The sequence below is a fragment of the Achromobacter sp. MYb9 genome, assembly GCF_002975275.1.
Classification (GTDB): domain Bacteria; phylum Pseudomonadota; class Gammaproteobacteria; order Burkholderiales; family Burkholderiaceae_B; genus Achromobacter.
Window position 1 is genome coordinate 165,487 of sequence record NZ_PCOQ01000009.1, and the last position, 24,706, is coordinate 190,192.

Genomic DNA, 24,706 nt, shown 5'->3' on the forward strand with positions numbered 1-24,706 from the left:
CACTTAAGCAAAGTCCGTGCCAGGGGACGGCGTAGCGTCCTGGCAGGGGCGCTACGCGTGGGTTTTCATAGGGAAAAGGGCGGCGATGGGGGGCGGGGACGCGCCCATCGCCTTGCCGTGTGGCGCGCTAGGCGTGCTTCAAATCGGTGCAGGGAAGTGTGCGTGGCGCACTGGTTTGGCGCGATGCGCGCTGCGGTGGCTTGCCAAACACGTCAGCCGCGCAGCGCCGCCTCGATCCCGCTGATGTCGATCTTCCCCATGGTCATCATGGCTTCGAACGCGCGCTTGGCTGCGGCCGGATCCGGGTCGATGATCGCGGCGGACAGGATGCGCGGGGTGATCTGCCACGACAGCCCCCACTTGTCCTGGCACCAGCCGCAGACGTTGGCGCTGCCGCCGTTGTCGATGATCGCGTTCCACAGGCGGTCCGTTTCTTCCTGATCGTCGGTGGCGACCTGGAACGAAAACGCCTGGTTGTGCTGGATTCCAGGGCCGCCGTTCAGCCCCAGGCAGGGGATGCCCATCACCGTGAATTCAACGGTCAGGACATCGCCTTGCTTGCCCGAAGGATAGTCGCCGGGGGCGCGGTGGATCGCGCGCACGGCGCTGTCTGGAAAGGTCTTGGCGTAGAACGTCGCGGCCTCCAGGGCGGCGCCGTCGTACCAGAGGCAAATCGTATTTTTGCTGAGCATTGTGTGTCTCCTGGGTGGATATCCTGCCGTTGCGCCGCGTGCCTGGCGGCGCACGCGGCCAGGGATGGCCGCCACTCAGGCCGGCGCGCGGCACGGCAGGCGCTGGCGTGGGGGCTGATCAAGATTGGGACATTATTGAACTTCCGCCGCGCCCGGGTCGCGTCCAAAATCGTGACATTTGAAACGGGGGTTGAAAGGGAAATGGGGCGGGCGCGCCGTCAGGCAAACGCCGCCTGCACGGCATCGAAGGCGGCGGCGACCAGCGGATCACCGCGCCGTCCGGCCTGGGTGATGAAGGAGAGCCCCGCCTGGATGGCCAGCCCCTTCACCAGCAGCAGCCCATTGGCCTGGGATTCCCGTAACGCGATGGAGTCCCTGGCCAGCGACAGGCCCACGCCGGACCGCACCAGATCCAGCATGGAGGCTTCCTGATCCACCTCGGCGACCGCGTTGGGCGTAAGCCCCAATGCGTTGAACTTGTCCGACAGCAGGCGATGGTGCACGGAGTCGGGCGGGGTCCAGATCCATGGCAGCGCGGCGATCTCGCTCCATCCACGCCCCGCCACCTGGGCGCTCCAGCCTTTCGGCGCCACCACGTAGTACGCGAACGACGCCAGCGGCAGCGCGTCCAGGCCGGGCTGGGCGGCCGCGGACGTCTGGGGGCCCAATGAGAAACCCACATCCAGATCGCCGGCCCGCACCTGCCGACCCACCGATCCCGACATGCCGTGGCGCAGGGTGGGGCGGATCTTCGGGTAATGCTCCACCAGGTATTGCAGCGTGGCGCCCAGGCGCAGGAATTCGGGATCCAGGATCGTGCCGATGCGCAATTCGCCCTGCACGGTGTCGCGCAGGGCGCCGATGGCTCGCTGGAAATCGTCCAGCGCGTCCAGGATACGGAGCGCGGACGGCAGCAACGCCCGCCCGTCGGCGTTCGGCGCCAGCCCTTGCGCCGTGCGCGAGAACAAGGTCAGGTCCAGCGATTCCTGGAAATTCTTCAATTGAAGACTCAGCGCAGGCTGGGTCAGGTGCAGGTGTTCGGCCGCGCGCGTCAGATTCCCTTCGCGCGCCACGGCGGCGAACGTCCGGATGTGCTTCAGGTCCATGGCGATGTCCGCAAGAGGGGGTGAGCATTATTAGAGATGCTTATAAGGCGGTTTTCAACATTTCATTGGACAGTTGCGGGCTGCTGAGCCAGAGTCACGCCAGATGCCCGGCGCGCGTTCGGACGCCGCAGCCGGGTCGGCTCACCGTGGCGGCAGCCCCCAAAGCGCCGCCAACCAGATAAGAAGAGCTTATGGAGACATACGACATCGTCATCGTTGGCGCTGGGTCGGCCGGCTGCGTGCTGGCCAACCGCCTGAGCCAGGACCCGGGCACTCGGGTGCTGCTGCTGGAGGCCGGCGGCCGTGACAACTACCACTGGATCCATATCCCGGTGGGATACCTGTATTGCATCGGCAACCCACGCACCGACTGGATGTACCGGACGGTGAAAGAGGCCGGCTTGGGCGGCCGTTCACTGATTTATCCGCGCGGCCGGGTGCTGGGCGGCTGCTCGTCCATCAACGGCATGATCTACATGCGCGGCCAGCGCGAAGACTACGAAGATTGGGCCGCGCTATCCGGCGACCCGGCCTGGAGCTGGGACCAGGTGCTGCCGGTGTTCAAGCGCAGCGAGGACTACCATCGCGGCGCCGACGAGTTCCATGGCGCGGGCGGCGAGTGGCGGGTCGAATCCCAGCGGTTGCGCTGGGACATCCTGGAAGCGTTCGCGGGCGCCGCCGAACAGGAAGGCATCCCACGCGTGCAAGACTTCAACCGGGGCGACAACTTCGGCAGCGGTTATTTCGAGGTGAACCAGCGCAGTGGCTGGCGCTGGAACACGTCCAAGGCATTTCTGCGCCCGGTGCTCAAACGCCCGAACCTGCATGTAATGACGGGCGCCCAGGCCGAGCAACTGGTGTTCGAGGGCAAGCGCTGCGTCGGCGTGCAACTGCGGCGCGGGGGAAAAAGCCTGACGGTGCGCGCAACCCGCGAAGTGGTGTTGGCGGCGGGCGCGGTCAACACCCCGCATCTGCTGGAACTGTCGGGCATCGGCGAACCCGCGCGGCTGCGGGAAAGCGGCATTGCGCTGCGCCACGCCTTGCCAGGCGTGGGCGAGAACCTGCAAGACCACCTGCAATTGCGGGTCATCATCAAGGTCAACGGGGTCAAGACGCTGAATCGCATCGCCTCGTCGTGGCGGGGCAAGGCCGGCATCGGTCTGGAATACCTGCTGAAACGCAGCGGTCCGATGAGCATGGCGCCGTCGCAACTGGGGGCATTCGCCAAATCCGACCCCAGCCAGACGCGCGCCAACGTGGAATTCCATGTACAGCCGCTGTCGCTGGGCGCTTTCGGCGAACCCCTGCATGCCTTCGACGCGTTTACGGCCAGCGTATGCAATCTGCGGCCGACGTCGCGCGGCAACGTCCATGCGCAAGGGGCGCCCGGTACGCCGGAGGCCGCCACGCCGGTCATCGCGGCCAACTACCTCAGCACGGAGGCGGATATCCAGGTGGCGGCCGATTCGATCCGGCTGGTGCGCCGTATCGCGGCGGCGCCGGCCCTGCAGCGCTATCAACCGCAGGAATGGTTGCCCGGCCCCGCCTACCAGACCGACGAACAGTTGCGCGAAGCGGCCGGCAAGATCGGCACGACGATCTTCCACCCGGTGGGGACGTGCGCGATGGGCAAGGACGCGGACAGCGGCGCGGTGGTGGACGCGCGGCTGCGGGTCTTCGGACTGGAGGGCTTGCGCATCGCCGACGCGTCAGTCATGCCGCTGATCACGTCGGGCAACACCAATTCGCCGACCATCATGATCGCGGAGCGCGCCGCCGACATGATCCGCGAAGAGGCGGGCGTTCAACGCAAGGAACGATAGGTTTCCTTGCGCTGCGGATGGGTCAGCATCACCTGCCAAAGCTGACCCTCGCGCGACCGGAAGAACCCCGCGCAGCACATCAGATAGTATTTCCACATGCGGTAGAAACGTGTGCCATAGCGTTCCTGCAACGCGGGCCACGCGCGTTCGAAGCGGTCCCACCAGGCCATCAGCGTGCGGTCGTAGTCGGCGCCGAAGTTGTGCCAGTCTTCAATGATGAAGCGGTGTTCGACGGCCGCCGCGATTTCGCGGGCAGACGGCAGCTTGCCGTTCGGGAACACGTACCGGTCGATCCAGGGGTCGGTGCTCTGGCTGGTGGCGGCGATGCCGATGGTATGCAGCAGGAAGATACCGTCCGGCGCCATCAGGCGCTGCACATTGGAGAAGTAGGTGTCGTAGTTCTTCGGCCCCACGTGCTCGAACATGCCGACCGACACCACTTTATCGAAACTGCCTTGCAGGTCGCGGTAGTCTTGCAGCAGCAACTGCACCGGCAGGCCCTTGACCCGTTCCTGCGCCAATGCCAGCTGTTCTTTCGATACGGTCACGCCGGTGACCGTGACGCCATAGTTCTCGGCGGCGAACTTGGCCAGGCCACCCCAGCCGCAGCCGATATCCAGCAGCGTTTCGCCGGGCTTCAACTGCAGCTTGCGGCAGATCATGTCCAGCTTGGCAAGCTGGGCGTCTTCCAGCGTCTGGGCGTTTTCCCAGTAGGCGCAGGAATAGATCATCCGGCTGTCCAACATGGCCTCGAACACATCGTTGCCGGCATCGTAGTGCTGCTCGCCAACTTCAAAGGCGCGGTGTTTGGACTGCAGGTTGAAAAGCTTGTGCCGCAAGTGTTCGGCGATCAGCTTGATGCGGGCAACGCCCAGCGCCGCCGATCCCATGTCCGCGCGCAACAGGCGCGTGAAAAGCTCGTCCAGTTGCTCGCAATCCCATTCTCCGTCCATATAGGACTCGCCCAGCCCCAGCGACCAGCTGGCGAAGACGCGCTCGTACATGTGCTTGTCGTGCACCTGGATGTCCCAGGGGCGCGTGCCGTTGATCAGGACATCGGCTCGGGACAGCACGTCCTGGAGCACTTTGGGCGGTTCGGGGGGAGGGGGGCTGACGGCGGGGGAAGAATGGTCGGTGGTCAGCGGAGAGACAGGACTGCTTTGCTGCATACGGACTCCATATCAATTTTGGGATGACTGATCTGGCAACGCCTGAAGCTCATTACTCTCGCCCCAACGGGCGGGCAACTCCAATTTAATGATTGGATCGCCCCGATAGGAAACGGCAATTTCCCGCCGTGCCGGGGAGTGCTTCGAAGAGGATGGGCTTGATCGTAGCGAGGCGCGGGCCGGGTGTCCAGCACGGGCGGCGGGGCGGCGCCAGTCCCCGCCGTTCATGTGATTGTTCGACCGGCGCGATTACACTAGTCCGCCCAGTGCGCCGCCGTGTCGGCTTGCGCCGACTCGTGGAGTGTTTTGATGGTGGACGCCAGCCTGCAACCCCGTTTGGAATTCGTCACCTGCGCCAGTCCGGCCGGCCTGCACCGCATGGCGTACTGGGAATGGGGCGACCCCGCCAATGACCGGGTGTTGGTCTGCGTCCACGGCCTGACGCGCAGCGGCCGGGATTTCGACGCGCTGGCGCGCCGATTGGCCGACCAGTACCGGGTCGTCTGCCCCGACGTGGTGGGCCGCGGCCGGTCGGACTGGCTGGCCAACCCGGCGTTCTATACCGTGCCCCAATACGTGTCCGACATGGTCACGCTGATCGCGCGCCTGCGGCCGGCCCGGCTGGCTTGGGTGGGCACGTCGATGGGCGGGTTGGTCGGCCTGGCCTTGTCGGGCGCCGCCGCGTTCGCCAGCGCCCTCCAGCTCATGCGTCCGCACGCGGGCATGCTGCCGCCGGGGCAGGGCATCCGGCTGGACAAGCTGGTGCTGAACGACGTGGGCCCCCGTCTGGAAACCGGGGCGCTGTCGCGCATCGGCCAATATGTGGGCGAGCCGGGCGAATTCGCCACGTTCGAAGAGGCCGTGGCAACCATGCGTGCCAATTCCGGGACGTTCGGGCCGCACACGGACGCGCAATGGGCGGACCTGGCCCAATACCTGTATCCGGAATATGGCGGCAAATGGGTCAAGCACTACGACCTGGCGCTGGCGCAGCCGCTGGCGGCCCAGACGCCGGAAGAACTGGCGGCTGGCGAGCAGATCCTGTGGCGTTCCTATGATGCGGTGACCTGCCCGATGCTGATCGTGCGCGGTGCGCTGTCCGACCTGCTGACGCCCGCCACCGTTGAAGAAATGCTCGAGCGCAATCCGCGCGCCCAGGCGCTGGAAGTGCCGGGTGTGGGGCATGCGCCCACGCTGATCGCCGACAGCCAGGTGGACCCGGTCGCGGCCTTTCTGCTGGCTTGACCGTCCGCCCTGCGATGAAGGGGACAGCCCGGCGCTATCCATGCTGCCGGGCCTTCTCTACAATAGCCCCATGACATCGCCCACCCTGAACATCGATCTGCACTGCCATTCCACCGTCTCGGACGGCGCGCTTGCGCCCCGCGACGTGGCGCAGCGCGCGCATGCCAATGGCGTGGATGTCTGGGCATTGACCGACCACGACGAAGTGGGCGGCCTGGCCGAAGCCGCCAGCGCGGCCAAGGACCTGGGCATGCGTTTTGCCACCGGCGTCGAGATTTCGGTAACCTGGGCCGGCCTCACCGTGCATATCGTGGGCTTGCGCTTCGATCCTGAAAACACCGCGCTGGTCGAAGGCCTGCGCAAGACCCGGTCGGGCCGGGCCGAACGCGCCAAGCGCATCGGCGAACGTCTGGCGGACATGGGCATGCCCGGCGCCTATGAAGGCGCGCTGCCGTTCGCCGGCAACCCGGAACTGATCAGCCGCACCCATTTTGCCCGCTATCTGGTTGAAGCCGGCTACTGCCCCGACGTGCAAACCGTGTTTACCAAGCACCTGGGCGACGACCGCCCCGGCCATGTGCCCATGCAATGGGCCACCCTGGCCGAAGCGGTGGGCTGGATCCGTGGCGCGGGCGGCGTGGCCGTCATCGCCCACCCCGGCCGCTATAAGTACACCCCGCTGCAATTCGCCGCCCTGTTCGACGAATTCCTGCAACTGGGCGGGCTGGGCATCGAGGTCAACACCGGCAGCCACACCGCCGAAGAAGCCCGCCAATACGCCGGCGTCGCGCGACGCTACGGGTTCCTGGCCTCGCGCGGGTCGGATTTCCATAGTCCCAAGGAAAGCCGGATGGACCTGGGCCGTCTGCCCCCGCTGCCCTCCGACTTGAAGCCGGTCTGGCACGACTGGTTCTGACGCGGGCGGCCATCGCCGCCCATCTTGCAAGCCACCGATTTTGAGCGCGCCCCTGCGGCGCATCCGCCATGAACAAAGCCTTTGTTAAAGAGTCCGACAACGAGGACGACGACGATCTGCCGCAAACCCAGGCGTTGCCGGCGGGCACCAAGAACTACATGACCCCGGAAGGCTATGAGCGCCTTCGCGGCGAATTGACGCATCTGATGAACGTCGAGCGCCCCTCCGTCGTGCAAGTGGTGTCCTGGGCGGCATCCAATGGTGACCGGTCCGAGAATGGCGACTACCTGTACGGGAAGAAGCGCCTGCGGGAAATCGACCGCCGCATGCGCTTTCTGACCAAGCGGCTGGACATTGCCGAAGTGGTCGACCCCGCCGCGCAGCCCAACCGCGACCAGGTATTCTTCGGCGCCACCGTGTCCTACTCGGACAAGGCCGGCGAAGCGCACACCGTCACCATCGTGGGCGTGGACGAAGCCGAACCGCTAGCCGGCAAGATCAGCTGGATTTCCCCGGTGGCGCGCGCGCTGATCAAGGCCCGCGAAGGCGACACCGTCGTGCTTCGCACGCCGGGCGGAATCGAAGAGCTGGATATCCTGGAAGTCCGCTACCCGTAGCCCAAAAAGGAAACAGGCGCCAGCTTGTGGCTGGCGCCTGTTTGGTTGGGAGGGCTCTGACGTCCCTGCCTCGGTCTGTGGCGGCTTTCGCCGCCGTTCCCCTGGGGCTTGCTGCTAATTCAATTCCGCTGATCCGCGCCGCTTATTTCTTGCGCGCCGCGATCGACTTTTCGGCCATGTTGACCAGGTCTTCGCCGATCTGCTTCTTCCACTTGTCGTAGACGGGCTGGGTGACCTTGGCGAAGGCGTCGTGCTCGGCCGGAGACAGCGACGTCACGGTGACGCCATGGCCCGCAATTTCTTTCAGCAGCGACGGGTCTTCCGGCGTCACGCCCTTGCGCGCGATCACGATCTGCTGTTTGCCCGCGTCAAGCGCGGCCTGGCGCACGATGTCGCGGTCTTTTTCCGACCACGAATTCCAGACCTCGCGGTTGACCACGAAGATCAGCGGGTCGGCCACGTAGTTCCACAAGGTCAGGTATTTCTGGCCCACGGTGTACAGCTTGGAACCCGTGTAGATGGACAGGGGGTTCTCCTGGCCGTCCACCGCGCCGCTGGCCAGCGCCGGCTGCGCATCGGCCCAGCTCATTTGCGTGGGGTTGGCGCCCAGCGCCGTGAACGTGTCGATGTACAGCGGCGAACCCACCACGCGCAGCTTCATGCCCTTCATGTCTTCGGGCTTCTTGATGTCGCGCTTCGAGTTGCTAAGCTGGCGGTAGCCGTTTTCGCCCCAGGCCAGCGGCACCACGCCGGCCTTTTCGATCAGCTTGAACATCTCGCGGCCCACGTCGCCTTGCACCAGAGCGTCGATGGCGGCGTAGTCGGGCATCAGGAACGGCAGCGAAAACAGGTTCAGCTGCTTGACCTGGGGCGACCAGTTGATGGTGGACCCCACCGCCATGTCGATCACGCCCTGGCGGATCGCCGTGAATTCGCGAGTCTGGTCGCCCTGCACCAGCGACGTGCCGGGGTAGACCTTGATATTGATGCGGCCCTGGGTGCGCTCGCGCACCAGGTTGGACCAGATTTCGGCGCCCTGGCCCCACGGGAAGGTGGTGCCCACCACGATGGACAGCTTGTATTCGGGTTTGTAGTTCTGCGCGATGGCGGGCGCCGTGCCGACCACGGCGGCGGCGCACAGCGCGGCGCCGATCAGGTTGCGGAAGTTCATGCGATGTCTCCTCTCTCTGCGAGTGTGTCTGTTGTTGTCTTGAGATCCAGCACTTCAATAACCCCGCTGCAATAGCCCAGCAGCGTCAATAACCCAGCGTCAATAGCCCGGCGTCAATAGCCCAACTTGTGCGGCAACCACAGTGCCAACTGCGGGAACACCAGCACCGCCACCAGCACCAGGAACATGGCGCCCAGCAGCCACACCACCCAGCGCACCGTGGACTCCATCGGCACGCGCGCGATGCGACACGACACCATCAGGTTCACGGCAAGCGGCGGAGTGAACTGGCCCAGCGCCACCTTCAACGTCAGGATCACGCCGAACCACACCGGATCCCAGCCATAGGCATTGGCGATCGGCATCAGCAACGGCACGAAGATCAAAAAGATGGAAATCCCGTCCAGGAACATGCCCACCGTCATCAGCAGCAGGATCAGCAGCGACAGCACGCCCCATTCGCCCAGGCCGGAGTTGACGATGGCGTTGGTGATCGGGTCGATCACGCTAAGCGTGGACAGCGCCCAGGCGAAGATGCCGGCCAGGGTCACCACCAGCATGATGACGGCCGATAGCTCCGCGGCTTCGCGCAGGATGGTGTACAGGTCGCGGAACTTGATGGTGCGATGGATGAAGCCGCCGACGAACAAGCCGTAGAACACCGCGACTACCGCTGCCTCGGTGGGCGTGAACCAACCCAAGCGCATGCCGCCCAGGATCAGCACGGGGGCGGCGAGGCCCCAAGACGCTTCGCGCAGGCTTGCCCAGAAGGGCGGGCGCGGCAAGTGCGCTTCCAGCGCGCCCATTTTGTATTTGCGCGACAGCCAGACGGCGGGGACGATCAGCGCCAGGCCCGCCATAATGCCGGGGATCATGCCGGCGGCGAACAGCGCGGGCACCGAGGCGCCCGGCACCAGCACCGAATAGATGATGAAGGCGACCGACGGCGGGATCAGGATGTCGGTGGCGGCGCCCGCGGCCACGACCGAGGCCGAGAACGAACCGGGGTAACCCGCGCGCGACATGGCCGTGATCATCACGGCGCCCACGGCCGCCGCACACGCCGGGCCCGAACCCGAAATGCCGCCCAGGAACATGGCCACCGCGATGGACACCAGCGGCAGCATGCCCGGACCGCGGCCGACGATGGCAATGGCAAAGTCCACCAGCCGTTTGGCCACGCCGGACCGGTCGAAAATGGAGCCGACCAGCACGAACATGGGGATGGCCAGCAGCGGATACTTGGCCAGGCCGGCGTAGAAGTTCTGCGGCACGGTCAACAGGCCATACCAGGGGGTGTCCAGGTTCGACAGCACGATGGCGACGGTGCCGCCGATACCCAGCGCCACGCCGACCGGCACCCCGATCAGCATCAGGACGATGAAGACGACGAAGAGGATGGTGGCGATCATTTGGCGTCGCTCCGGGCGCCGCGTGCGATGCGTCGAATGATGCCGACGGTGCGCAGCGAGATCGCCGCGGCCATCACGGGCAGCCAGATCGAATACCACCAGGTTGGCACGCCGATCGCCGGGGAGGTCTCTTCATAGATGAATTCGTCCGACACCAGCTTCACCGACAGCACGGTCAGCAGCAGGAAGAACGCCAGCACGCAGCTGTTCGAAATCAGCGCCATGATGCGCTGGCGGCGCGGCGAACCGTTGTCGGCCAGGATTTCGATGCGGATATGGTGGTTGCGAACAAAGGCCACGCTGCCGCCCGCCATCGTCAGCACAATCAAGAGGAACACCGAGATCTCTTCCGTCCAGGCGAAAGACTGGTCGGTGAAATAGCGCACCAGCACGTTCATGAAGGTGATCAGGGCCAGCGTGGCCAGCAGGATCACCGCCAGCCAGTCTTCGATGGCCAGGGGCACCTTTACGGCGGGATCTGCTTCAACGGGGATGATCGGTTCGACAGGCTCGACGGGGGCTTCGGGGCGGGACATGGGGTGAGGCGACGGCTTCGGCGCTTGACGCGCGTTCTATGAATAAGTCGCTGCATCCTACCGTTGCCCTGCGGACGCGGTAGTTCGTGTTTTCCCGTGGTGCGGGGCGACAACAACATGCTGCGTTGCAGCAGGGAATGGCAGCGTTGTGCGCCAAGCGGCCGGATAAACCACACCGGCGGCGTGCCTTTGTTCGGATATTGCTGCGCACCATTCCGGTGCACATCCGCTGGAATTCTTTTGTAACAATGGGGAAAGCAGGGGGGTCGAACGCTTCTTGAACAAGCGCTCCGGGAAAACCCCCTAAACAGGTAAAATCACTTTTTGCACCCATCCTTATACGGCGCCCGCATCGTGTCCCTAGTTCAGCATCTGCCTGGTTCCTCTGTCCTGTCCTCCTTTCGTCGCGATCGCCTGCTGGCGCAACTAAAGGAAGCCGGCCTGCCGGTGGCCGACATCTCCGCTCGCTACGAGCACTTCGTCAGCACCGACGCCGCCCTGACGGCCGAACAGCAGCAACACCTGACCCAACTGCTGGATTACGGCACCCCCAGCACGGCTGAAACGCCCGCCAAGAGCTTGTCCCTGCTGGTCATTCCGCGCCTGGGCACCATTTCCCCGTGGGCCAGCAAGGCCACCGACATCGCCCACAATTGCGGCCTGTCGTCGGTGCACCGCATCGAACGCGGCGTGCGCTACGTGATTACTCCGGAACGCGGCCTGTTGGGCACCAAGTCTTTCGACGACGCCATGCTGGCGCGCGCGGCGGATTGCCTGCACGACCGCATGACCGAAACCGTGGTCGACGCCAGCTTTGACGGCCAGGCGCTGTTCCAGGCGCTGGCTGGCAAGCCGATGCGCACCGTCGGCGTCCAGGCTGACGGCGTCAAGGCGCTGGCCGAAGCCAATGTGTCGCTGGGCCTGGCCTTGTCCGAAGACGAAATCGAATACCTGGCCAAGTCGTTCACGGACCTGGGGCGCGACCCCACCGACGTGGAACTGATGATGTTCGCGCAGGCCAACAGCGAACACTGCCGCCACAAGATCTTCAACGCCGAATGGGTGATCGACGGCCAGGAACAGCCCAACACGCTGTTCGGCATGATCCGCGCCACGCACAAGGCGCAGCCGGAAGGCACGGTCGTGGCGTATTCGGACAACGCCGCCATCATGGCCGGTGGCCCCGCGCAGCGCTTCCAGGCCGGGGTGCCCGGCGTCACGGGGCAGGGCGCTGACGGCGCCAAGTACATCCGCCGCGACACCACCGTGCACACCTTGATGAAGGTGGAAACCCACAACCACCCGACCGCGATCGCCCCGTTCCCGGGCGCATCGACCGGCGCGGGCGGCGAAATCCGCGACGAAGGCGCCACCGGCCGTGGCTCCAAGCCCAAGGCCGGCCTGACTGGCTTCACCGTGTCGCACCTGCGTTTCGACGACGCGCTGCAACCCTGGGAAGCCGATCACCACGGCCTGCCCGAGCGCATCGCCTCGCCGCTGTCCATCATGATCGACGGCCCCATTGGCGGCGCCGCGTTCAACAATGAATTTGGCCGACCCAACCTGCTGGGCTACTTCCGTTCGTTCGAGCAGACGGCGGGCGGCACGCGCTGGGGCTATCACAAGCCCATCATGATCGCGGGCGGCCTGGGCAGCATCGACGCCGGCCTGACCCACAAAGACGTGATTCCCCCCGGCGCGCTGCTGATCCAGCTGGGCGGCCCGGGCTTCCGTATCGGCATGGGCGGCGGTGCCGCGTCCAGCATCAGCATGGGCAGCAACTCGGCCGAACTGGACTTTGATTCCGTCCAGCGCGGCAACCCGGAAATCGAACGCCGCGCGCAGGAAGTCATCGACCGCTGCTGGCAGCAAGCCGAAAACAACCCCATCATCGCCATCCACGACGTGGGTGCGGGCGGCTTGTCCAATGCCTTCCCGGAATTGGTCAACGACGCCGGCCGTGGCGCCATCTTCGACTTGAAGCGCGTGCCGCTGGAAGAGTCCGGCCTGTCGCCCGCTGAAGTCTGGAGCAATGAATCGCAGGAACGCTACGTCCTGTCGATCCTGCCGAAAGACCTGGAACGCTTTGACGCCATCGCCCGCCGCGAGCGCTGCCCGTACGCGGTGGTGGGCGTGGCCACCGAAGAACGCCAGCTGCGCGTGGTGGACGGCGAGGGCCTGCCCGGCCTGGATACCATTCGCCCGCAAGGCGAGGCCGAAGTGCGCCCCGTGGACGTGCCGATCGACGTCATCCTGGGCAAGCCGCCGCGCATGACGCGCGACGTGCGCCGCCTGCCGGGCGTGTCCGCGCCGCTGGACCTGGCGGGCATCGACCTGACGGAGGCCGCCTACCGCGTGCTGCGCCATCCCACCGTCGCCAACAAGTCCTTCCTGATCACCATCGGCGACCGCACCGTGGGCGGGCTGTCCAGCCGCGATCAGATGGTTGGCCCGTGGCAAGTGCCGGTGGCGGACTGCGCGGTTACCTTGGCCGATTATGAAGGCTTCCGTGGCGAAGCCATGTCGATGGGCGAACGCACCCCCATCGCCATGCTCGACGCCCCGGCGTCCGGCCGCATGGCCGTGGCCGAAGCCCTGACCAACCTGGCCGCCGCCGACGTGGCGCGCCTGGAAGACATCAAACTGTCCGCCAACTGGATGGCCGCTTGCGGCGTGGACGGCCAGGACGCTGCGCTGTATGACACCGTGTCCGCCGTCAGCGAACTGTGCCAGGCCACCGGCCTGTCCATCCCCGTGGGCAAGGATTCCCTGTCCATGAAAACGTCCTGGGAACAGGACGGCGAGCAGCGCCAGGTGGTGGCGCCGGTGTCGCTGGTGGTCACGGCGTTCGCGCCCGTGGCCGACGTGCGCGCCAGCCTGACCCCGCAACTGCGTACCGACGCCGGGGACAGCGTGCTGATCCTGATCGACCTGGGCCGCGGCCGTCACCGCATGGGCGGCTCGATCCTGGCGCAGACGTACAACCAGATCGGCGAAACCGTGCCGGACATCGACGCGCCGCAAGACCTGCGCGCGTTCTTCATCACGATCCGCACGCTGGCCGAAGCCGGCACCATCCTGGCCTATCACGACCGTTCCGACGGCGGCCTGTTCGCCACGCTGACCGAAATGGCCTTCGCCGGCCGCACCGGTATTTCCGTGAACCTGGACATGCTGACGTTCGATCCGCAATCGGCGGACTGGGGCGACTACAAGATCCGCCCCGACCAGGTAAAGGTGCAGCGCGAAGAACTGACGCTGAAGGCGCTGTTCTCGGAAGAAGCCGGCGCCGTCATCCAGGTACCGGCATCGCAGCGCGACGCGGTCATGCAAGTGCTGCGCGGCGCGGGCCTGTCGGCCCACTCGCACGTCATCGGCGGCCTGAACGGCGCCGACGAAGTCGAGTTCTACCGCGACGGCAAGAAGGTCTGGGGCCAGCCGCGTGCTGACCTGGGCCGCGCCTGGAGCGAAGTGTCCTACCGCATCATGGCGCGTCGTGACAACCCCGCCTGCGCCCAAGCCGAACTGGACGTCTGGAACGATACGACCGACCCGGGCATGAGCCCGAACGTGTCGTTCGACCCGCAAGAAGACATCGCGGCGCCCTTCATCAACACCGGCAAGCGTCCGCGCGTGGCCATCCTGCGCGAGCAGGGCTGCAACAGCCAGGTGGAAATGGCCTGGGCGTTCGACACCTCGGGCTTCGAAGCCATCGACGTCCACATGACCGACCTGCTGGCCGGCCGCGTGGACCTGGCGCAGATGCAAGGCCTGGTGGCCGTGGGCGGTTTCAGCTACGGCGACGTGCTGGGCGCCGGCGAAGGCTGGGCACGGACCATCCGCTTCAACAGCCAGTTGTCGGACCAATTCGCCGCGTACTTCGCGCGTCCGGATACGTTCGCGCTGGGCGTGTGCAACGGTTGCCAGATGATGGCGGCGTTGGCCCCCATGATTCCGGGCGCCGAGCACTGGCCGCGCTTCACGCGCAACCAGTCGGAAAAGTACGAAGCGCGCCTGTCGATGGTGGAACTGGCCAAGTCGCCGTCCATCTTCTTCGCCGGCATGGAAGGCGCCCGCATCCCGGTCGCCGTGGCCCATGGCGAAGGCTTTGCCGATTTCTCGCAGCAAGGCGACGCCAGCCGTGTGCTGACCGCCGCGCGCTACATCGACAACCGCGGGCAAGCCACCGAGGCCTATCCGTTCAACCCGAACGGCAGCCCGGGCGGCCTGACGTCCGTCACCACCGCCGATGGCCGCTTCACGGTCATGATGCCGCACCCGGAACGCGTGACCCGCAACGTCATGATGTCGTGGGCGCCCGAGCAATGGGGCAATGCCGACAAGGGCGGGGCATACAGCCCGTGGATGCGCATTTTCCGCAACGCGCGCGTCTGGCTGAAGTAAAACCAGCTGCGACCACCCCTGGCCCGCTAACCGGGCTCAGGCAGAAAACGGGCTTCGGCCCGTTTTTTTATCGTCGCGATTGGCGTGTGCCTGGGATGGGCATGGATCAGGGCAGGGCGCCGTGCAGGGACGATGCCTGGCCGGCGAACTGCGTGGCCAGTTCCTCCGCCGCGGGCGTCAGCGGTTGCCCGGCGCGCTGAAGCAGACTGATCACGTAGGCGGGCAGCGGCTCTTCGACCGGCACGATTTCCAGTTGTTCGCGCAGCAGACCGGTCGTGATCAGCGCGGTGGGCAGCAGCGCCATGCGGTCGCTGTTGGCCACCAGCGCGGCGGCGTCGATCAGTCCGTCCGTATGCATGTCCACGCGGGGCGAGCCCAGCCGCGCCTGCTCAAACACCTGATACACGGATGCGCCCGGCTGGCCGGGCGGGCCGGCCACCGCGAAGAGCTCCTCCTGCAACGCCTTCAGGGACCGCGCATGCCGCATGGGATGGCCGCGGCGCGCGGCGACGGCCATCGGGCTGTTCATCAGCGTGCGCGCCTTCACCTGCGCGTCGGGCAGGTCGTGGCCAAGCGGGCAGATGGCGAAGTCCAGCAGCCCGTCCCGCAGCAGCGGCGTCAGCGTATGGCAAAGCCCGCTGCGGCTGCTGAGTTCCACATCGGGATAAATCAGACGGAATCGGTGGATAGCCGACGGTGCCAGCAGCATGGAAGCCACCGCTGAAATGCCGTATTGCACCTTGCCACTGCGGTCGCCGAGCATTTGTGCCATGGTGTCGCGCGCGCGCTTGGTCTCGTGCACCAGATGCTGCGCATGCGGCAGAAAGCGTTTGCCATAGTCGTTGGGGCGCATGCCTTTGGCGTGGCGCTCGAATAGCGGCAACCCCAGCGTGTTTTCCAGCCTGCGCAGGGATTTGGTCATGGCGGGCTGGGTCTGTCCGGTGGCACGCGCCGCCGCATGCACGCTGCCGTGTTGCGTGACGGCAAGGAAATCGAATACCTGCTGCAGCTTCATCTTGATGTCTCCCCGGGATCACTCGGTGTGCCTGTTCTGAGCGGGCCCCACGCCGCCTGTTATGGGGTGAATGACCGTAGTCCATTAACCCGTGCCCGGCAACCTTGGGCCGGGCAGCGGTTGACCGATGTCAAACAGATGTAACCCAATGAGATATTTAACTTTTCATTGCATTGGGCCGTTAACCGGACAAGCGTTATGCAACTCCGGAGTGGCCTTTCATGTTCAAGAATTTAAGTATCCGAGCAATCCTCACGTCCGCCCTGGGCGTCTTCTTTGCGCTCTTCCTGGTAACCGGCGTCGCCGTGTATCAGCAACTGACGTCCAACCGCACGTCCATTGAGCTGCTGCTGGACACCAACCTGGTCCGCGCCAACGCCGTGGACGCGGCGGCTGCTGAATTGCTGCGCGCGCGCCTGGTGCTGCTGGCGGCGCAAAGCGCGCTGCTGGAAGGCAAGAGCATCGACAGCCTGGCCAGCATGCAGCGGCTGGACGGCTACACCAAAAAGGCGTCCGACCTGGTCGATATCGCCCGCAAGCAGCCCGAGACGTCCGCCGAGGGCAAGCCCTTGTTCACCGCCGCGCTGGCTGCCTATGACGTCTACCAGCGGGATGCCATCGCGCCCATGGTGGCCGCCATCCGTGCCGGCAAGCCGCAGGACGCCAGCCGGTTGAACCTTGAAAAGGTCACGCCGCTGGGCATCGCGTTCACGCAGGCCATCCAGAAGTATGTGGACTATGCCGACGAAGTGGGCCAGCGCGTTGCGCGCGACACGTCCGCGCGCATCAACGGGGCGATCGTGCTGCTTGTCTGTCTGCTGGCGGTGGTGGCCGTGCTGGTGGTCAGCCTGTACGTGATTTTCGCGCGCTCGGTGTTCCGTCCCATGCACGACGCCGGCCGTTTGTTCGACCGCATCGCCGCGGGCGACCTCAGCAACCGCATCGAGCAGCGTGGCAACAACGAGATCGGCGTGTTGTATGCCGCGGTCAAGCGCATGCAGGACAGCCTGGCCCGCACGGTATCGGCCGTGCGATTGGGCGTGGAAGAGATCCACACCGGTTCGCGCGAAATCGCGGCGGGCAACATCGACCTGTCTTCCCGCACCGAGCAGCAGGCGGCCTCACTGGAGGAAACCGCGGCCAGCATGGACGAACTGTCGTCCACCGTGAAGAACAATGCGGACAGTTCGCGCAGCGCATCGCAATTGGCCACGGCGGCCTCGGAAGTGGCCACGCGGGGCGGCAGGGCGGTGGGCGACGTGGTGGGCACGATGCGCGGCATCGCCGACAGCTCCAAACGCATTGCCGACATCGTCGGCGTGATCGACGGCATCGCGTTCCAGACCAACATCCTGGCGCTGAACGCCGCGGTGGAAGCGGCGCGCGCGGGTGAGCAAGGCAAGGGCTTTGCCGTGGTGGCCAGCGAAGTGCGCGCGCTGGCGCAACGCAGCGGTCAGGCGGCGAAGGAAATCAAGGGTCTGATCGACGAGTCCGTGCAGAAGGTGTCGATTGGATCGGACCAGGTGGAAGCCGCTGGCGCCACCATGCAGGAGATCGTCGTGTCGGTGCGCCGCGTGACGGACATCATCAACGAGATCTCAAGCGCGTCCGAAGAGCAGTCGCAAGGCATCCAGCAGGTGAATCAGGCCGTGTCGCAAATGGATAGCGTGACGCAGCAGAACGCGGCGCTGGTTGAGCAGGCCGCGGCCTCCGCGGCGTCGCTGGAGACGCAGGCGCAGCGGCTGCGCGAGGCCGTGGCGGTGTTCAAGCTGCAAGCCGGCAGGCAGGTGATCGACGCCGATGCGCCCGCGTTGGGACGCGGCCAGGAACCGGCGCTGATCGGCGCCTGACGGCAACGGCCATCGGCACATTGCCGGTGGCCGTCTTATCGCCGCAGGGGCCGCGGAGCACGCTGCCCGGATCGGGCACATGCGTTACTCCGCTTCGTCCTGCTTACTGGTCCAGTTGAATCTTGGCGTCGGCGGCCACGTTCTTCCATTTCTTCACGTCGCTGGCAATCACTTGCTGGAACGCGTCCGAGGTGCCCGCCACGACCGTGCCGCCCAGGCTGGCCATCTTGGCCTTCACGTCCGGGGCGTTCAGCGCCTTGACCGAGGCGTCGTGCAGCTTCTTCTTCACGTCTTCCGGCAAACCCTTGGGCGCCAGCAGGCCGTTCCACGCGTTGGCCTCATAGCGCGCCAGGCCGGCTTCCTTGAAGGTCGGCGTGTCGGGCAGTTCGGGCGAACGCGTATCGGCGGCGATGGCGATGGGGCGGATCTGTCCGCCCTTGATGTAGGGCAGCGATGCCGGCACCGGTTCCCAGATCATCGAGACCTGGCCGCTGATGACGTCGGTGAACGCAGGGCCCGCGCCGCGGTAGGCGATGTGCATGAGCTTGGCGCCCGTCATCGACTTCATCAATTCCATGGCCAGGTTGCCCAGGCCGCCCGCGCCCGACGAGGCGTAGGTGTAGCGGTCCGGATTCGCCTTGGACGTTGCGATCAGCGCGTTCAGGTCGGCCGCCGGGAAATCCTTCGTGACGCTCAGCACGCCCGGCACGGTCACCAGTTGCGTGATCGCGGTGAAGTCCTGCGTGGCGTCATAAGTCAGCGACTTGTATACGGCCGGGTTGGTGCCGTGCGTGCTGGACGACGCCAGCAGCAGGATGTAGCCGTCGGGGGCGGAGTCGGCCACGAAGCGGGTGCCGATGGACCCGCCTGCGCCCGCCTTGTTCTCGACGACCACGGTGGCGCCCAGTTCGGTGCCCAATTGCGCGGCGAAGACGCGGCCGATGATGTCGGCGGTGCCGCCCGGGGCGAACGGCACGATCAGGCGCACGGGCTTGGAGGGGTAGTCCGCGGCTTGCTGCGCCGAAGCGGCGCCGGCGGCCAGCGTGGCGCCGGTCAGCAGCGCCAGCGCGATGGTGGATTTCTTGAAATTCATCTGTGTCTCCAGGTGAAGGTTAGTCGAGGCTGCGGTCGAGCCATTCGAGGATCAATCCCGCTATCTGGTCGCTATTGCGGTCCAGCATGCAGAAATGGGAATTGCCGGCGATGCCCGCCGCGGGCAGGTCCAGCACCTGAGTGCGAACGCCGGCCGCGCGTAGCGCGCGCCAATAGGCATCCGTCTGGCCGCGGTAGCGCAGCCAGGTGTCGTCCGCCTGAAAGTGGTCGCCCCACACCAGCAGATGCGGTGGCAACTGGCAGGGCACGCAGGCTGGGGTGCCGGTGGGTTCCAGCGCGACCACGGCGCGCACGGTGGCGGCATATTCGTGCGCCAGCAGGGTGGCGAAACCGCCACCCTGGCTGTGGCCGAAGACGATGCAGGGGCCGGCCAGTTCCAGTAGCTGCCGGTAGGCGTCCAGCGCCATGTCGCCATGGGTGAGCCAGCGCGGCACGAACTGTTTGGCGAAGGTGTCGAAGGATTCGGTGGGGAATTGCTGCCCCGGATAGGCTTGGCGTGGCTCGCCGGCAGGCGCGTAGCCCGAGCCCGGGCCGATGCGGAACAGGCGCCACGCCTCTTCCTTTGAGCGGAAGATTGGCGCGCTGTCATAGACCTGCGGGTACATCGCCCATGACGCGCGGCCGCGTTCGGGCGCATCGGAGACAAACACGTCATAACCGGCTTGCAGCAGGCGCCACAGCCAGCCTTGGCGTCCGTCGGGCGTGCTTTCCCATTGCGCGCCCGTCATGCCGCCGCCATGCCATAGCAACACCGGGTAGGGATGCCGCGGTTGCGCCAACCGGTATTCCTGCACGTAGAGCTGCCCGACGCTGTAGCCGCCGTTCATGTCGATCAATCGGGGCGACGCGTTGTCCACCACCTTTTTCTGCAGCATCGGCACGCCGCCGGCCACGGCTTCGCTGCCGCCCAGGAAATGACTGCGGAGGGATTTGAGCAGGACAGGGGTGTCGGACATCGGCGTTACCAAGGAGTGGACGCCGGGATGTTAGTTGCCAGATGTATCTGGGTTGTGCAAAATGAGCATCCCTTGTGCCAGATCGGCACAGGCGTTGAACCCCACGCCGTACCCGTTCTGGAAGAGATATGGACACCAAATGGCTGGAAGACCTTGTCGCCTTATCGAAGTCGCGCAACATGTTCCAGGCGGCCGAGGCGCGTAGCGTGACGCATCCGGCGTTCGGACGCCGCATCAAGGCGCTGGAGGAATGGGCGGGCGTGCCGCTGGTTGAGCGCGGCCATCAGGCCACGACCCTGAACCCGGCCGGGCGCAGCATGCTGGCTGCCGCCATCGACGTGCTGGATATCCTGCGCGACACCCGCCAGGCGCTGCAAAAGCCCGAGCAGGAACGCAATCGCAAGATCACCATCGCGTCGGGCAAGACCCTGGCGCATTCCGTGCTGCCGGGCGTGATGGCCAGCGTGCAGCAGGGCATGCCGGCGTTCCAGTTGAAGGTCATCACCACCACGCTGAACTACGGCGTGGACATGCTGGCGGATGGCGAGGTGGATTTCCTGCTGTGCCACGCGCACGAGCCGCTGTACGCCAAGATCGACAATCCGGGATATCGGTGCCGGCGCGTCGGGGCCGACAAGCTGGTGGCAGTCAGTGCGCCGGTGTCGCCAGGCGGACGCCATCCACGCCATGCCGTGCCCAAGCTGGCCTCGGACCCCGCCGTGCCGTTCCTGGCGTACGCCGACAGCATGTCGCTGGGCCGCATCCTGCATGACCGCCTGCGCGGGCTTTGCGTGGTGCCGCTGCTGCACACCATGTATGAATCGGATTTGGCCGATGCCTTGCACGCGATGGCGCGGCAGGGCTTCGGCCTGGCCTGGCTGCCGCACACGCTGATCGAAGCCGACTTGCGAACGGGCGCGCTGGTGCGCGCCGACAGCGCCCGCAACGACATCCATATGGAGATCCGGCTGTACCAGTCGGTCGACAACGCCAAACCGCTGGCGCGTCAGGTATGGAGCCGGATCGAAGCGTACGCGGCCCGATAGCGACACCGAATTCACGCCCGCGAACTTCAAACGGGGACAAAAGGTGCCAGCGGGCCCGCGCAGGCATAAAATGCCGGATTACCCCATCCCCGCCCGACCACGCACATACAGGATCCCGCGCCATGAACGCACGTATCCCCGAAGACGCATTGCCGCCCACCCTGGACCCGAAGGCCCTCCAGGAATTTGTCGACGACAAATGGGACAACGAGATCATCCCCGCCCTGACCGACTACATCGCAGTGCCGGCCAAGAGCCCGGCGTTTGATGCCGACTGGGAAAAGAACGCGTTCATTGAACGCGTGGTGCGCGATGCAGCGCAGTGGGTCGAAGCGCAGAAGGTGTCTGGCCTGGTGCTGGAAGTGGTGCGCCTGCCGGGCCGCACGCCCGTCATCTTCTTTGATGCGCCCGCCACCCGCAGCGATAACGGCGACACGGTGCTGCTGTATGGCCACCTGGACAAGCAGCCGGAATTCTCGGGCTGGCGGGCGGGCCTGGGGCCGTGGACCCCCAAGTACGAAGACGGCAAGCTGTACGGCCGTGGCGGCGCGGATGACGGCTATGCCGTATACGCCTCGCTGACCGCCATCATGGCGCTGGACAAGCAGGGCATTCCCCGCCCACGCTGCGTGGGCATCGTCGAGACCTGTGAAGAATCCGGCAGCTACGACCTGCTGCCCTATGTGGACGCGCTGCGCGACCGCCTGGGCAATGTGGCGCTGGTGGTGTGCCTGGATTCGGGCGCCGGCAACTACGATCAGCTGTGGATGACGACGTCGCTGCGCGGCATGGTGTCCGGCACGCTGGAAGTCCAGGTGCTGGATGAAGGCGTGCACTCGGGCGACTCCAGCGGCGTCGTGCCGTCGTCGTTCCGCATCCTGCGCCATCTGCTGGACCGCCTGGAAGACAGCGGCACCGGCCGCCTGCTGCCGCAAAGCCTGCACTGCGAGATCCCGGCCGAACGCATCGAACAGGTTTCCGCCACCGCGCGCATCCTGGGCGACGAAGTCTGGCGCCGTTTCCCCTGGAGCTGCGGCGCCGAAGGCGGCTTCGTGCTGCCGATGACCACCGAGCCCGAGCAGGCGCTGCTGAACCGCACCTGGCGCCCGACCTTGTCGGTGACCGGCGCGGAAGGCCTGCCGCCGCTGTCCAGCGCCGGCAACGTGCTGCGCCCGCGCACCGCCTTCAAGCTGTCGCTGCGCCTGCCGCCGCTGGTGGACGCCGTGGCCGCGTCGCAGGAAATCAAGGAATTGCTGGAAGCCGACGCGCCCTACAACGCCAAGGTGATCTTCAAGGCCAACGACGGCGCCGCCACCGGCTGGAACGCCCCGGCTACCGTGCCGTGGCTGACCCAGGCCCTGGACGCGGCCTCGCAGCAGTATTACGGCCAGCCGTGCGGCTACATCGGTCAAGGCGGCACGATTCCGCTGATGAGCATCCTGCAAAAGGGCTTCCCCAAGGCGCAGTTCATGGTCTGCGGCGTGTTGGGCCCCAAGTCCAACGCCCACGGCCCTAATGAATTCCTGCACGTGCCTTACGGCAAGAAGCTGACGGCTGCCGTCGCCCAGACCATGGCGGCGACGCCGGCATGATTTCCACTTCCGACGCTTACGCCAACGTAGTGGCCGAAACCCGCGATTGGCTGACCAAGGCCGTGATCGGCCTGAACCTCTGTCCGTTCGCCAAGGCGGTTCAGGTCAAAGACCAGATCCGCTTTGCGGTCAGCGACGCCACCGATGCCGAAGGGGTGTTGACCGACCTGCAGGACGAACTGGCGCTACTGGCCGAGACCGACCCTGAAAAGGTCGACACGACCTTGCTGATCATTCCCGACGCGCTGGACGACTTTCTGGATTTCAACGATTTCGAAGAGTTGTCCGATCGCCTGCTCAAGCGCATGCGCCTGGTGGGCGAGCTGCAGGTGGCAACCTTCCACCCGCAGTTCCAGTTTGCCGAGACGCAGCCGGACGATATCGAGAACTACACGAACCGGTCGCCATATCCCATCTTGCACCTGCTGCGCGAAGACAGCATCGATCGCGCAGTGGAGTCCTTCCCGGACGCCTCCGAGATCTACGAAAAGAACATCGAGACGATGAACAAGCTGGGTCTGGAAGGCTGGAAGAAGTTGATGACCAAGGCCTGAGGCCGGGCAGGGGGGCCGCCGCTTGCCCGGCGCCGGCGGCCCTGTGCTAAATATTTTCTAGTTATATAGGGGCGGCCGCTTATTCAGGCGACCCGGCCCCCGGAACGCCAGCTGATAGGGTCTCTTAAGCAGAGCAGATGGTGCTTCTGGCATGCGCTGGTCATACCAGCGACACCCACGAGAAAGATTTCACGAAACTTACGGCAAGGGTTTTCCCGCTACGTCCCGGCATAAATTTGCCGATAGCATCGCCCCCAAAATCATAAAGCGCGACCATTTGTTACCCACTGGATCGCGCCAGGGGCTCCACCAAATCGCCCCGGGACCAGCACAAACTTTATCCAAAGTTGGGAGACTTGCATGCAACGCCGTTCGTTTTTGAAGAAAGCCACCTTGGGGGCCGCAGCAGGCGGCGCCACCCTGGCGGTGCCCGCCATCGCCCAAGAGGCCCCCACGCTGAGCTGGCGCCTGGCGTCCAGTTTCCCGCGTAGCGCCGATGCCATCTTTTCGGGCGGCGAAAGCGTCGCCAAGTACGTGTCGGAGGCAACGGGCGGCAAGTTTTCCATCCGCGTGTTCCCGGCGGGCGAAATCGTCCCGGCCTTGCAAGTGCTGGACGGCGTGCAGAACGGCACGATCGAATGCGGCCACAGCGCGTCGTACTACTACTACGGCAAGGACCCGGTCCTGAGCTTCGACGCCGCCGTTCCGTTTGGCCTGAACACGCGCCAGATGAATTCGTGGATGCGCCACGGCGACGGCCTGTCGTTGCTGCGCGAGGTCTTCAAGACCTACAACATCGTCAACTTCCCCTGCGGCTACACCGGCACGCAAATGGGCGGCTGGTTCCGCAAGGAAATCAAAACCGTCGACGACCTGAAGGGCCTGAAATTCCGTGTCAGCGCCTTCGCGGGCGCGGTGTTGTCGCGTCTGGGCGTCGTGCCGCAGCAGATCGCCGGCGGCGATATCTACCCGGCGCTGGAAAAGGGCACCATCGACGCGGCCGAATGGATCGGCCCCTATGACGACGAAAAGCTGGGCTTCAACAAGGTGGCTCCGCACTACTACTACCCGGGCTGGTGGGAAGGCACGCTGCAAGTGTCCCTGTACGTCAACCAGGACGCCTACAACAAGCTGCCCAAGCAATACCAGGCCATCCTGGCGCAAGCATCGGCTGCGGCGACCAACGACATGATCGCCAAGTACGATGCCGAGAACCCGGCCGCGCTGCGCCGCCTGATCGCCCAGGGCGCCAAGCTGCAATCGTTCCCCAAGCCCGTCATGGATGCGTGCTTCGCGGAATCGGTCAAGCTGTACGACGAAATGAGCGCCAAGAGCCCGGTGTTCAAGAAAGTCTACGAAAGCATGAAGAACTTCCGCGACAACGAACTGCCCTGGTTCCGCGTCGCCGAAGGCAGCTACGACAGTTACATGGGCACGATCAACCGCAAGTAAGCGGCGGACCTGATCGTGCCGGCGCGCGCGGATGTGC

The 24,706-nt window shown here is 65.5% G+C and carries 19 protein-coding genes; 10 read left to right on the forward strand and 9 right to left on the reverse strand.

What is annotated here, in order from left to right; translation table 11 throughout:
• Positions 1-212: 212 nt before the first annotated feature.
• Together CQ050_RS15620 and CQ050_RS15625 are read right to left on the reverse strand one after the other, a co-directional pair.
• The gene (locus CQ050_RS15620) at positions 213-692 is read right to left on the reverse strand and encodes a VOC family protein (protein WP_105557736.1); all 480 of its coding nucleotides are present in this window, start codon (positions 690-692) and stop codon (positions 213-215) included.
• A 218-nt stretch (positions 693-910) separates the two neighbouring features.
• Positions 911-1,798, reverse strand: coding sequence for a LysR family transcriptional regulator (locus tag CQ050_RS15625; protein WP_105557737.1), 888 nt, complete (start codon positions 1,796-1,798; stop codon positions 911-913).
• Positions 1,799-1,989: 191 nt separating this feature from the next.
• Between CQ050_RS15625 and CQ050_RS15630 the strand changes: the two genes are divergently transcribed.
• On the forward strand, positions 1,990-3,621 hold the full coding sequence (locus CQ050_RS15630; protein ID WP_105557738.1) for a GMC family oxidoreductase: 1,632 nt from the start codon (positions 1,990-1,992) through the stop codon (positions 3,619-3,621).
• Here the strand turns inward: CQ050_RS15630 and cfa are convergent.
• On the reverse strand, positions 3,603-4,790 hold the full coding sequence (cfa, locus tag CQ050_RS15635) for a cyclopropane fatty acyl phospholipid synthase (protein ID WP_105557739.1): 1,188 nt from the start codon (positions 4,788-4,790) through the stop codon (positions 3,603-3,605). The two genes, CQ050_RS15630 and cfa, sit on opposite strands and share 19 nt — an antisense overlap.
• A gap of 309 nt (positions 4,791-5,099) precedes the next feature.
• On the opposite strand from cfa, the gene CQ050_RS15640 reads away from it, so the two are divergent.
• The 3 genes from CQ050_RS15640 to greB all read left to right on the forward strand — a co-directional run bounded on the left by CQ050_RS15640 (position 5,100) and on the right by greB (position 7,568).
• Entirely contained in the window at positions 5,100-6,035 is a 936-nt protein-coding gene (locus CQ050_RS15640) for an alpha/beta fold hydrolase (RefSeq protein WP_105557740.1), read from the forward strand.
• 70 nt (positions 6,036-6,105) lie between these two features.
• A complete protein-coding gene (locus tag CQ050_RS15645) occupies positions 6,106-6,951 on the forward strand; it encodes a 3',5'-nucleoside bisphosphate phosphatase (RefSeq protein WP_105557799.1) in 846 nt (281 codons plus the stop codon).
• A 68-nt stretch (positions 6,952-7,019) separates the two neighbouring features.
• A complete protein-coding gene (gene greB, locus CQ050_RS15650) occupies positions 7,020-7,568 on the forward strand; it encodes a transcription elongation factor GreB (protein ID WP_105557741.1) in 549 nt (182 codons plus the stop codon).
• A 142-nt stretch (positions 7,569-7,710) separates the two neighbouring features.
• Here the strand turns inward: greB and CQ050_RS15655 are convergent, their stop codons facing one another.
• The 3 genes from CQ050_RS15655 to CQ050_RS15665 all read right to left on the reverse strand — a co-directional run bounded on the left by CQ050_RS15655 (position 7,711) and on the right by CQ050_RS15665 (position 10,687).
• The gene (locus CQ050_RS15655) at positions 7,711-8,739 is read right to left on the reverse strand and encodes a DctP family TRAP transporter solute-binding subunit (protein ID WP_105557742.1); all 1,029 of its coding nucleotides are present in this window, start codon (positions 8,737-8,739) and stop codon (positions 7,711-7,713) included.
• 113 nt (positions 8,740-8,852) lie between these two features.
• Positions 8,853-10,151 carry a TRAP transporter large permease gene (locus CQ050_RS15660; RefSeq protein WP_105557743.1) on the reverse strand — a complete coding sequence of 433 codons (1,299 nt, stop codon included), beginning with the start codon at positions 10,149-10,151 and terminating at the stop codon, positions 8,853-8,855.
• Positions 10,148-10,687, reverse strand: a complete 540-nt coding sequence (locus tag CQ050_RS15665; protein ID WP_105557744.1) for a TRAP transporter small permease — start codon at positions 10,685-10,687, stop codon at positions 10,148-10,150. The genes CQ050_RS15660 and CQ050_RS15665 overlap by 4 nt, the downstream gene beginning before the upstream one ends.
• A 354-nt stretch (positions 10,688-11,041) precedes the next feature.
• Here CQ050_RS15665 and purL point away from each other — a divergent pair, with 354 nt between their 5' ends.
• Positions 11,042-15,091 (forward strand): phosphoribosylformylglycinamidine synthase, encoded by a 4,050-nt coding sequence (gene purL, locus CQ050_RS15670; protein ID WP_105557800.1) that lies wholly within the window; start codon positions 11,042-11,044, stop codon positions 15,089-15,091.
• Between the two features lie 106 nt (positions 15,092-15,197).
• Here purL and CQ050_RS15675 read toward each other — a convergent pair whose 3' ends face one another.
• On the reverse strand, positions 15,198-16,106 hold the full coding sequence (locus CQ050_RS15675; RefSeq protein ID WP_105557745.1) for a LysR substrate-binding domain-containing protein: 909 nt from the start codon (positions 16,104-16,106) through the stop codon (positions 15,198-15,200).
• Positions 16,107-16,327: 221 nt separating this feature from the next.
• On the opposite strand from CQ050_RS15675, the gene CQ050_RS15680 reads away from it, so the two are divergent.
• Positions 16,328-17,956 carry a methyl-accepting chemotaxis protein gene (locus tag CQ050_RS15680; protein WP_105557746.1) on the forward strand — a complete coding sequence of 543 codons (1,629 nt, stop codon included), beginning with the start codon at positions 16,328-16,330 and terminating at the stop codon, positions 17,954-17,956.
• A gap of 103 nt (positions 17,957-18,059) precedes the next feature.
• Here CQ050_RS15680 and CQ050_RS15685 read toward each other — a convergent pair whose 3' ends face one another.
• Both CQ050_RS15685 and CQ050_RS15690 read right to left on the reverse strand, forming a co-directional pair.
• On the reverse strand, positions 18,060-19,049 hold the full coding sequence (locus tag CQ050_RS15685) for a tripartite tricarboxylate transporter substrate binding protein BugE (RefSeq protein WP_105557747.1): 990 nt from the start codon (positions 19,047-19,049) through the stop codon (positions 18,060-18,062).
• Positions 19,050-19,068: 19 nt separating this feature from the next.
• Complete coding sequence (locus tag CQ050_RS15690) at positions 19,069-20,025, reverse strand: alpha/beta fold hydrolase (protein WP_105557748.1); 957 nt, start codon at positions 20,023-20,025, stop codon at positions 19,069-19,071.
• 128 nt (positions 20,026-20,153) lie between these two features.
• Here CQ050_RS15690 and CQ050_RS15695 point away from each other — a divergent pair, with 128 nt between their 5' ends.
• The 4 genes from CQ050_RS15695 (at position 20,154) to CQ050_RS15710 (ending at position 24,669) form a co-directional block, all read left to right on the forward strand.
• Positions 20,154-21,071 carry a LysR family transcriptional regulator gene (locus CQ050_RS15695; protein ID WP_105557749.1) on the forward strand — a complete coding sequence of 306 codons (918 nt, stop codon included), beginning with the start codon at positions 20,154-20,156 and terminating at the stop codon, positions 21,069-21,071.
• Between the two features lie 122 nt (positions 21,072-21,193).
• Complete coding sequence (locus CQ050_RS15700; protein WP_105557750.1) at positions 21,194-22,663, forward strand: M20 family metallopeptidase; 1,470 nt, start codon at positions 21,194-21,196, stop codon at positions 22,661-22,663.
• A complete protein-coding gene (locus CQ050_RS15705) occupies positions 22,660-23,217 on the forward strand; it encodes a DUF1415 domain-containing protein (RefSeq protein WP_105557751.1) in 558 nt (185 codons plus the stop codon). The genes CQ050_RS15700 and CQ050_RS15705 overlap by 4 nt, the downstream gene beginning before the upstream one ends.
• Positions 23,218-23,577: 360 nt before the next feature.
• Positions 23,578-24,669 carry a TRAP transporter substrate-binding protein gene (locus tag CQ050_RS15710; protein ID WP_105557752.1) on the forward strand — a complete coding sequence of 364 codons (1,092 nt, stop codon included), beginning with the start codon at positions 23,578-23,580 and terminating at the stop codon, positions 24,667-24,669.
• The last annotated feature ends 37 nt before the right edge of the window (positions 24,670-24,706 follow it).

What these genes read in the sequence shown, in the direction of transcription:
- CQ050_RS15705 (WP_105557751.1), top strand. Translation starts at nt 22,660, where the DNA reads ATGATTTCCACTTCCGACGCTTACGCCAACGTAGTGGCCGAAACCCGC.
- CQ050_RS15680 (WP_105557746.1), top strand. Translation starts at nt 16,328, where the DNA reads ATGTTCAAGAATTTAAGTATCCGAGCAATCCTCACGTCCGCCCTGGGC.
- greB (WP_105557741.1), top strand. Translation starts at nt 7,020, where the DNA reads ATGAACAAAGCCTTTGTTAAAGAGTCCGACAACGAGGACGACGACGAT.
- CQ050_RS15690 (WP_105557748.1), bottom strand. Translation starts at nt 20,025, where the DNA reads ATGTCCGACACCCCTGTCCTGCTCAAATCCCTCCGCAGTCATTTCCTG.
- CQ050_RS15620 (WP_105557736.1), bottom strand. Translation starts at nt 692, where the DNA reads ATGCTCAGCAAAAATACGATTTGCCTCTGGTACGACGGCGCCGCCCTG.
- CQ050_RS15640 (WP_105557740.1), top strand. Translation starts at nt 5,100, where the DNA reads ATGGTGGACGCCAGCCTGCAACCCCGTTTGGAATTCGTCACCTGCGCC.
- CQ050_RS15625 (WP_105557737.1), bottom strand. Translation starts at nt 1,798, where the DNA reads ATGGACCTGAAGCACATCCGGACGTTCGCCGCCGTGGCGCGCGAAGGG.
- CQ050_RS15700 (WP_105557750.1), top strand. Translation starts at nt 21,194, where the DNA reads ATGAACGCACGTATCCCCGAAGACGCATTGCCGCCCACCCTGGACCCG.
- CQ050_RS15665 (WP_105557744.1), bottom strand. Translation starts at nt 10,687, where the DNA reads ATGTCCCGCCCCGAAGCCCCCGTCGAGCCTGTCGAACCGATCATCCCC.
- CQ050_RS15675 (WP_105557745.1), bottom strand. Translation starts at nt 16,106, where the DNA reads ATGAAGCTGCAGCAGGTATTCGATTTCCTTGCCGTCACGCAACACGGC.
- CQ050_RS15645 (WP_105557799.1), top strand. Translation starts at nt 6,106, where the DNA reads ATGACATCGCCCACCCTGAACATCGATCTGCACTGCCATTCCACCGTC.
- CQ050_RS15695 (WP_105557749.1), top strand. Translation starts at nt 20,154, where the DNA reads ATGGACACCAAATGGCTGGAAGACCTTGTCGCCTTATCGAAGTCGCGC.
- CQ050_RS15710 (WP_105557752.1), top strand. Translation starts at nt 23,578, where the DNA reads ATGCAACGCCGTTCGTTTTTGAAGAAAGCCACCTTGGGGGCCGCAGCA.
- CQ050_RS15630 (WP_105557738.1), top strand. Translation starts at nt 1,990, where the DNA reads ATGGAGACATACGACATCGTCATCGTTGGCGCTGGGTCGGCCGGCTGC.
- cfa (WP_105557739.1), bottom strand. Translation starts at nt 4,790, where the DNA reads ATGCAGCAAAGCAGTCCTGTCTCTCCGCTGACCACCGACCATTCTTCC.
- CQ050_RS15685 (WP_105557747.1), bottom strand. Translation starts at nt 19,049, where the DNA reads ATGAATTTCAAGAAATCCACCATCGCGCTGGCGCTGCTGACCGGCGCC.
- CQ050_RS15660 (WP_105557743.1), bottom strand. Translation starts at nt 10,151, where the DNA reads ATGATCGCCACCATCCTCTTCGTCGTCTTCATCGTCCTGATGCTGATC.
- CQ050_RS15655 (WP_105557742.1), bottom strand. Translation starts at nt 8,739, where the DNA reads ATGAACTTCCGCAACCTGATCGGCGCCGCGCTGTGCGCCGCCGCCGTG.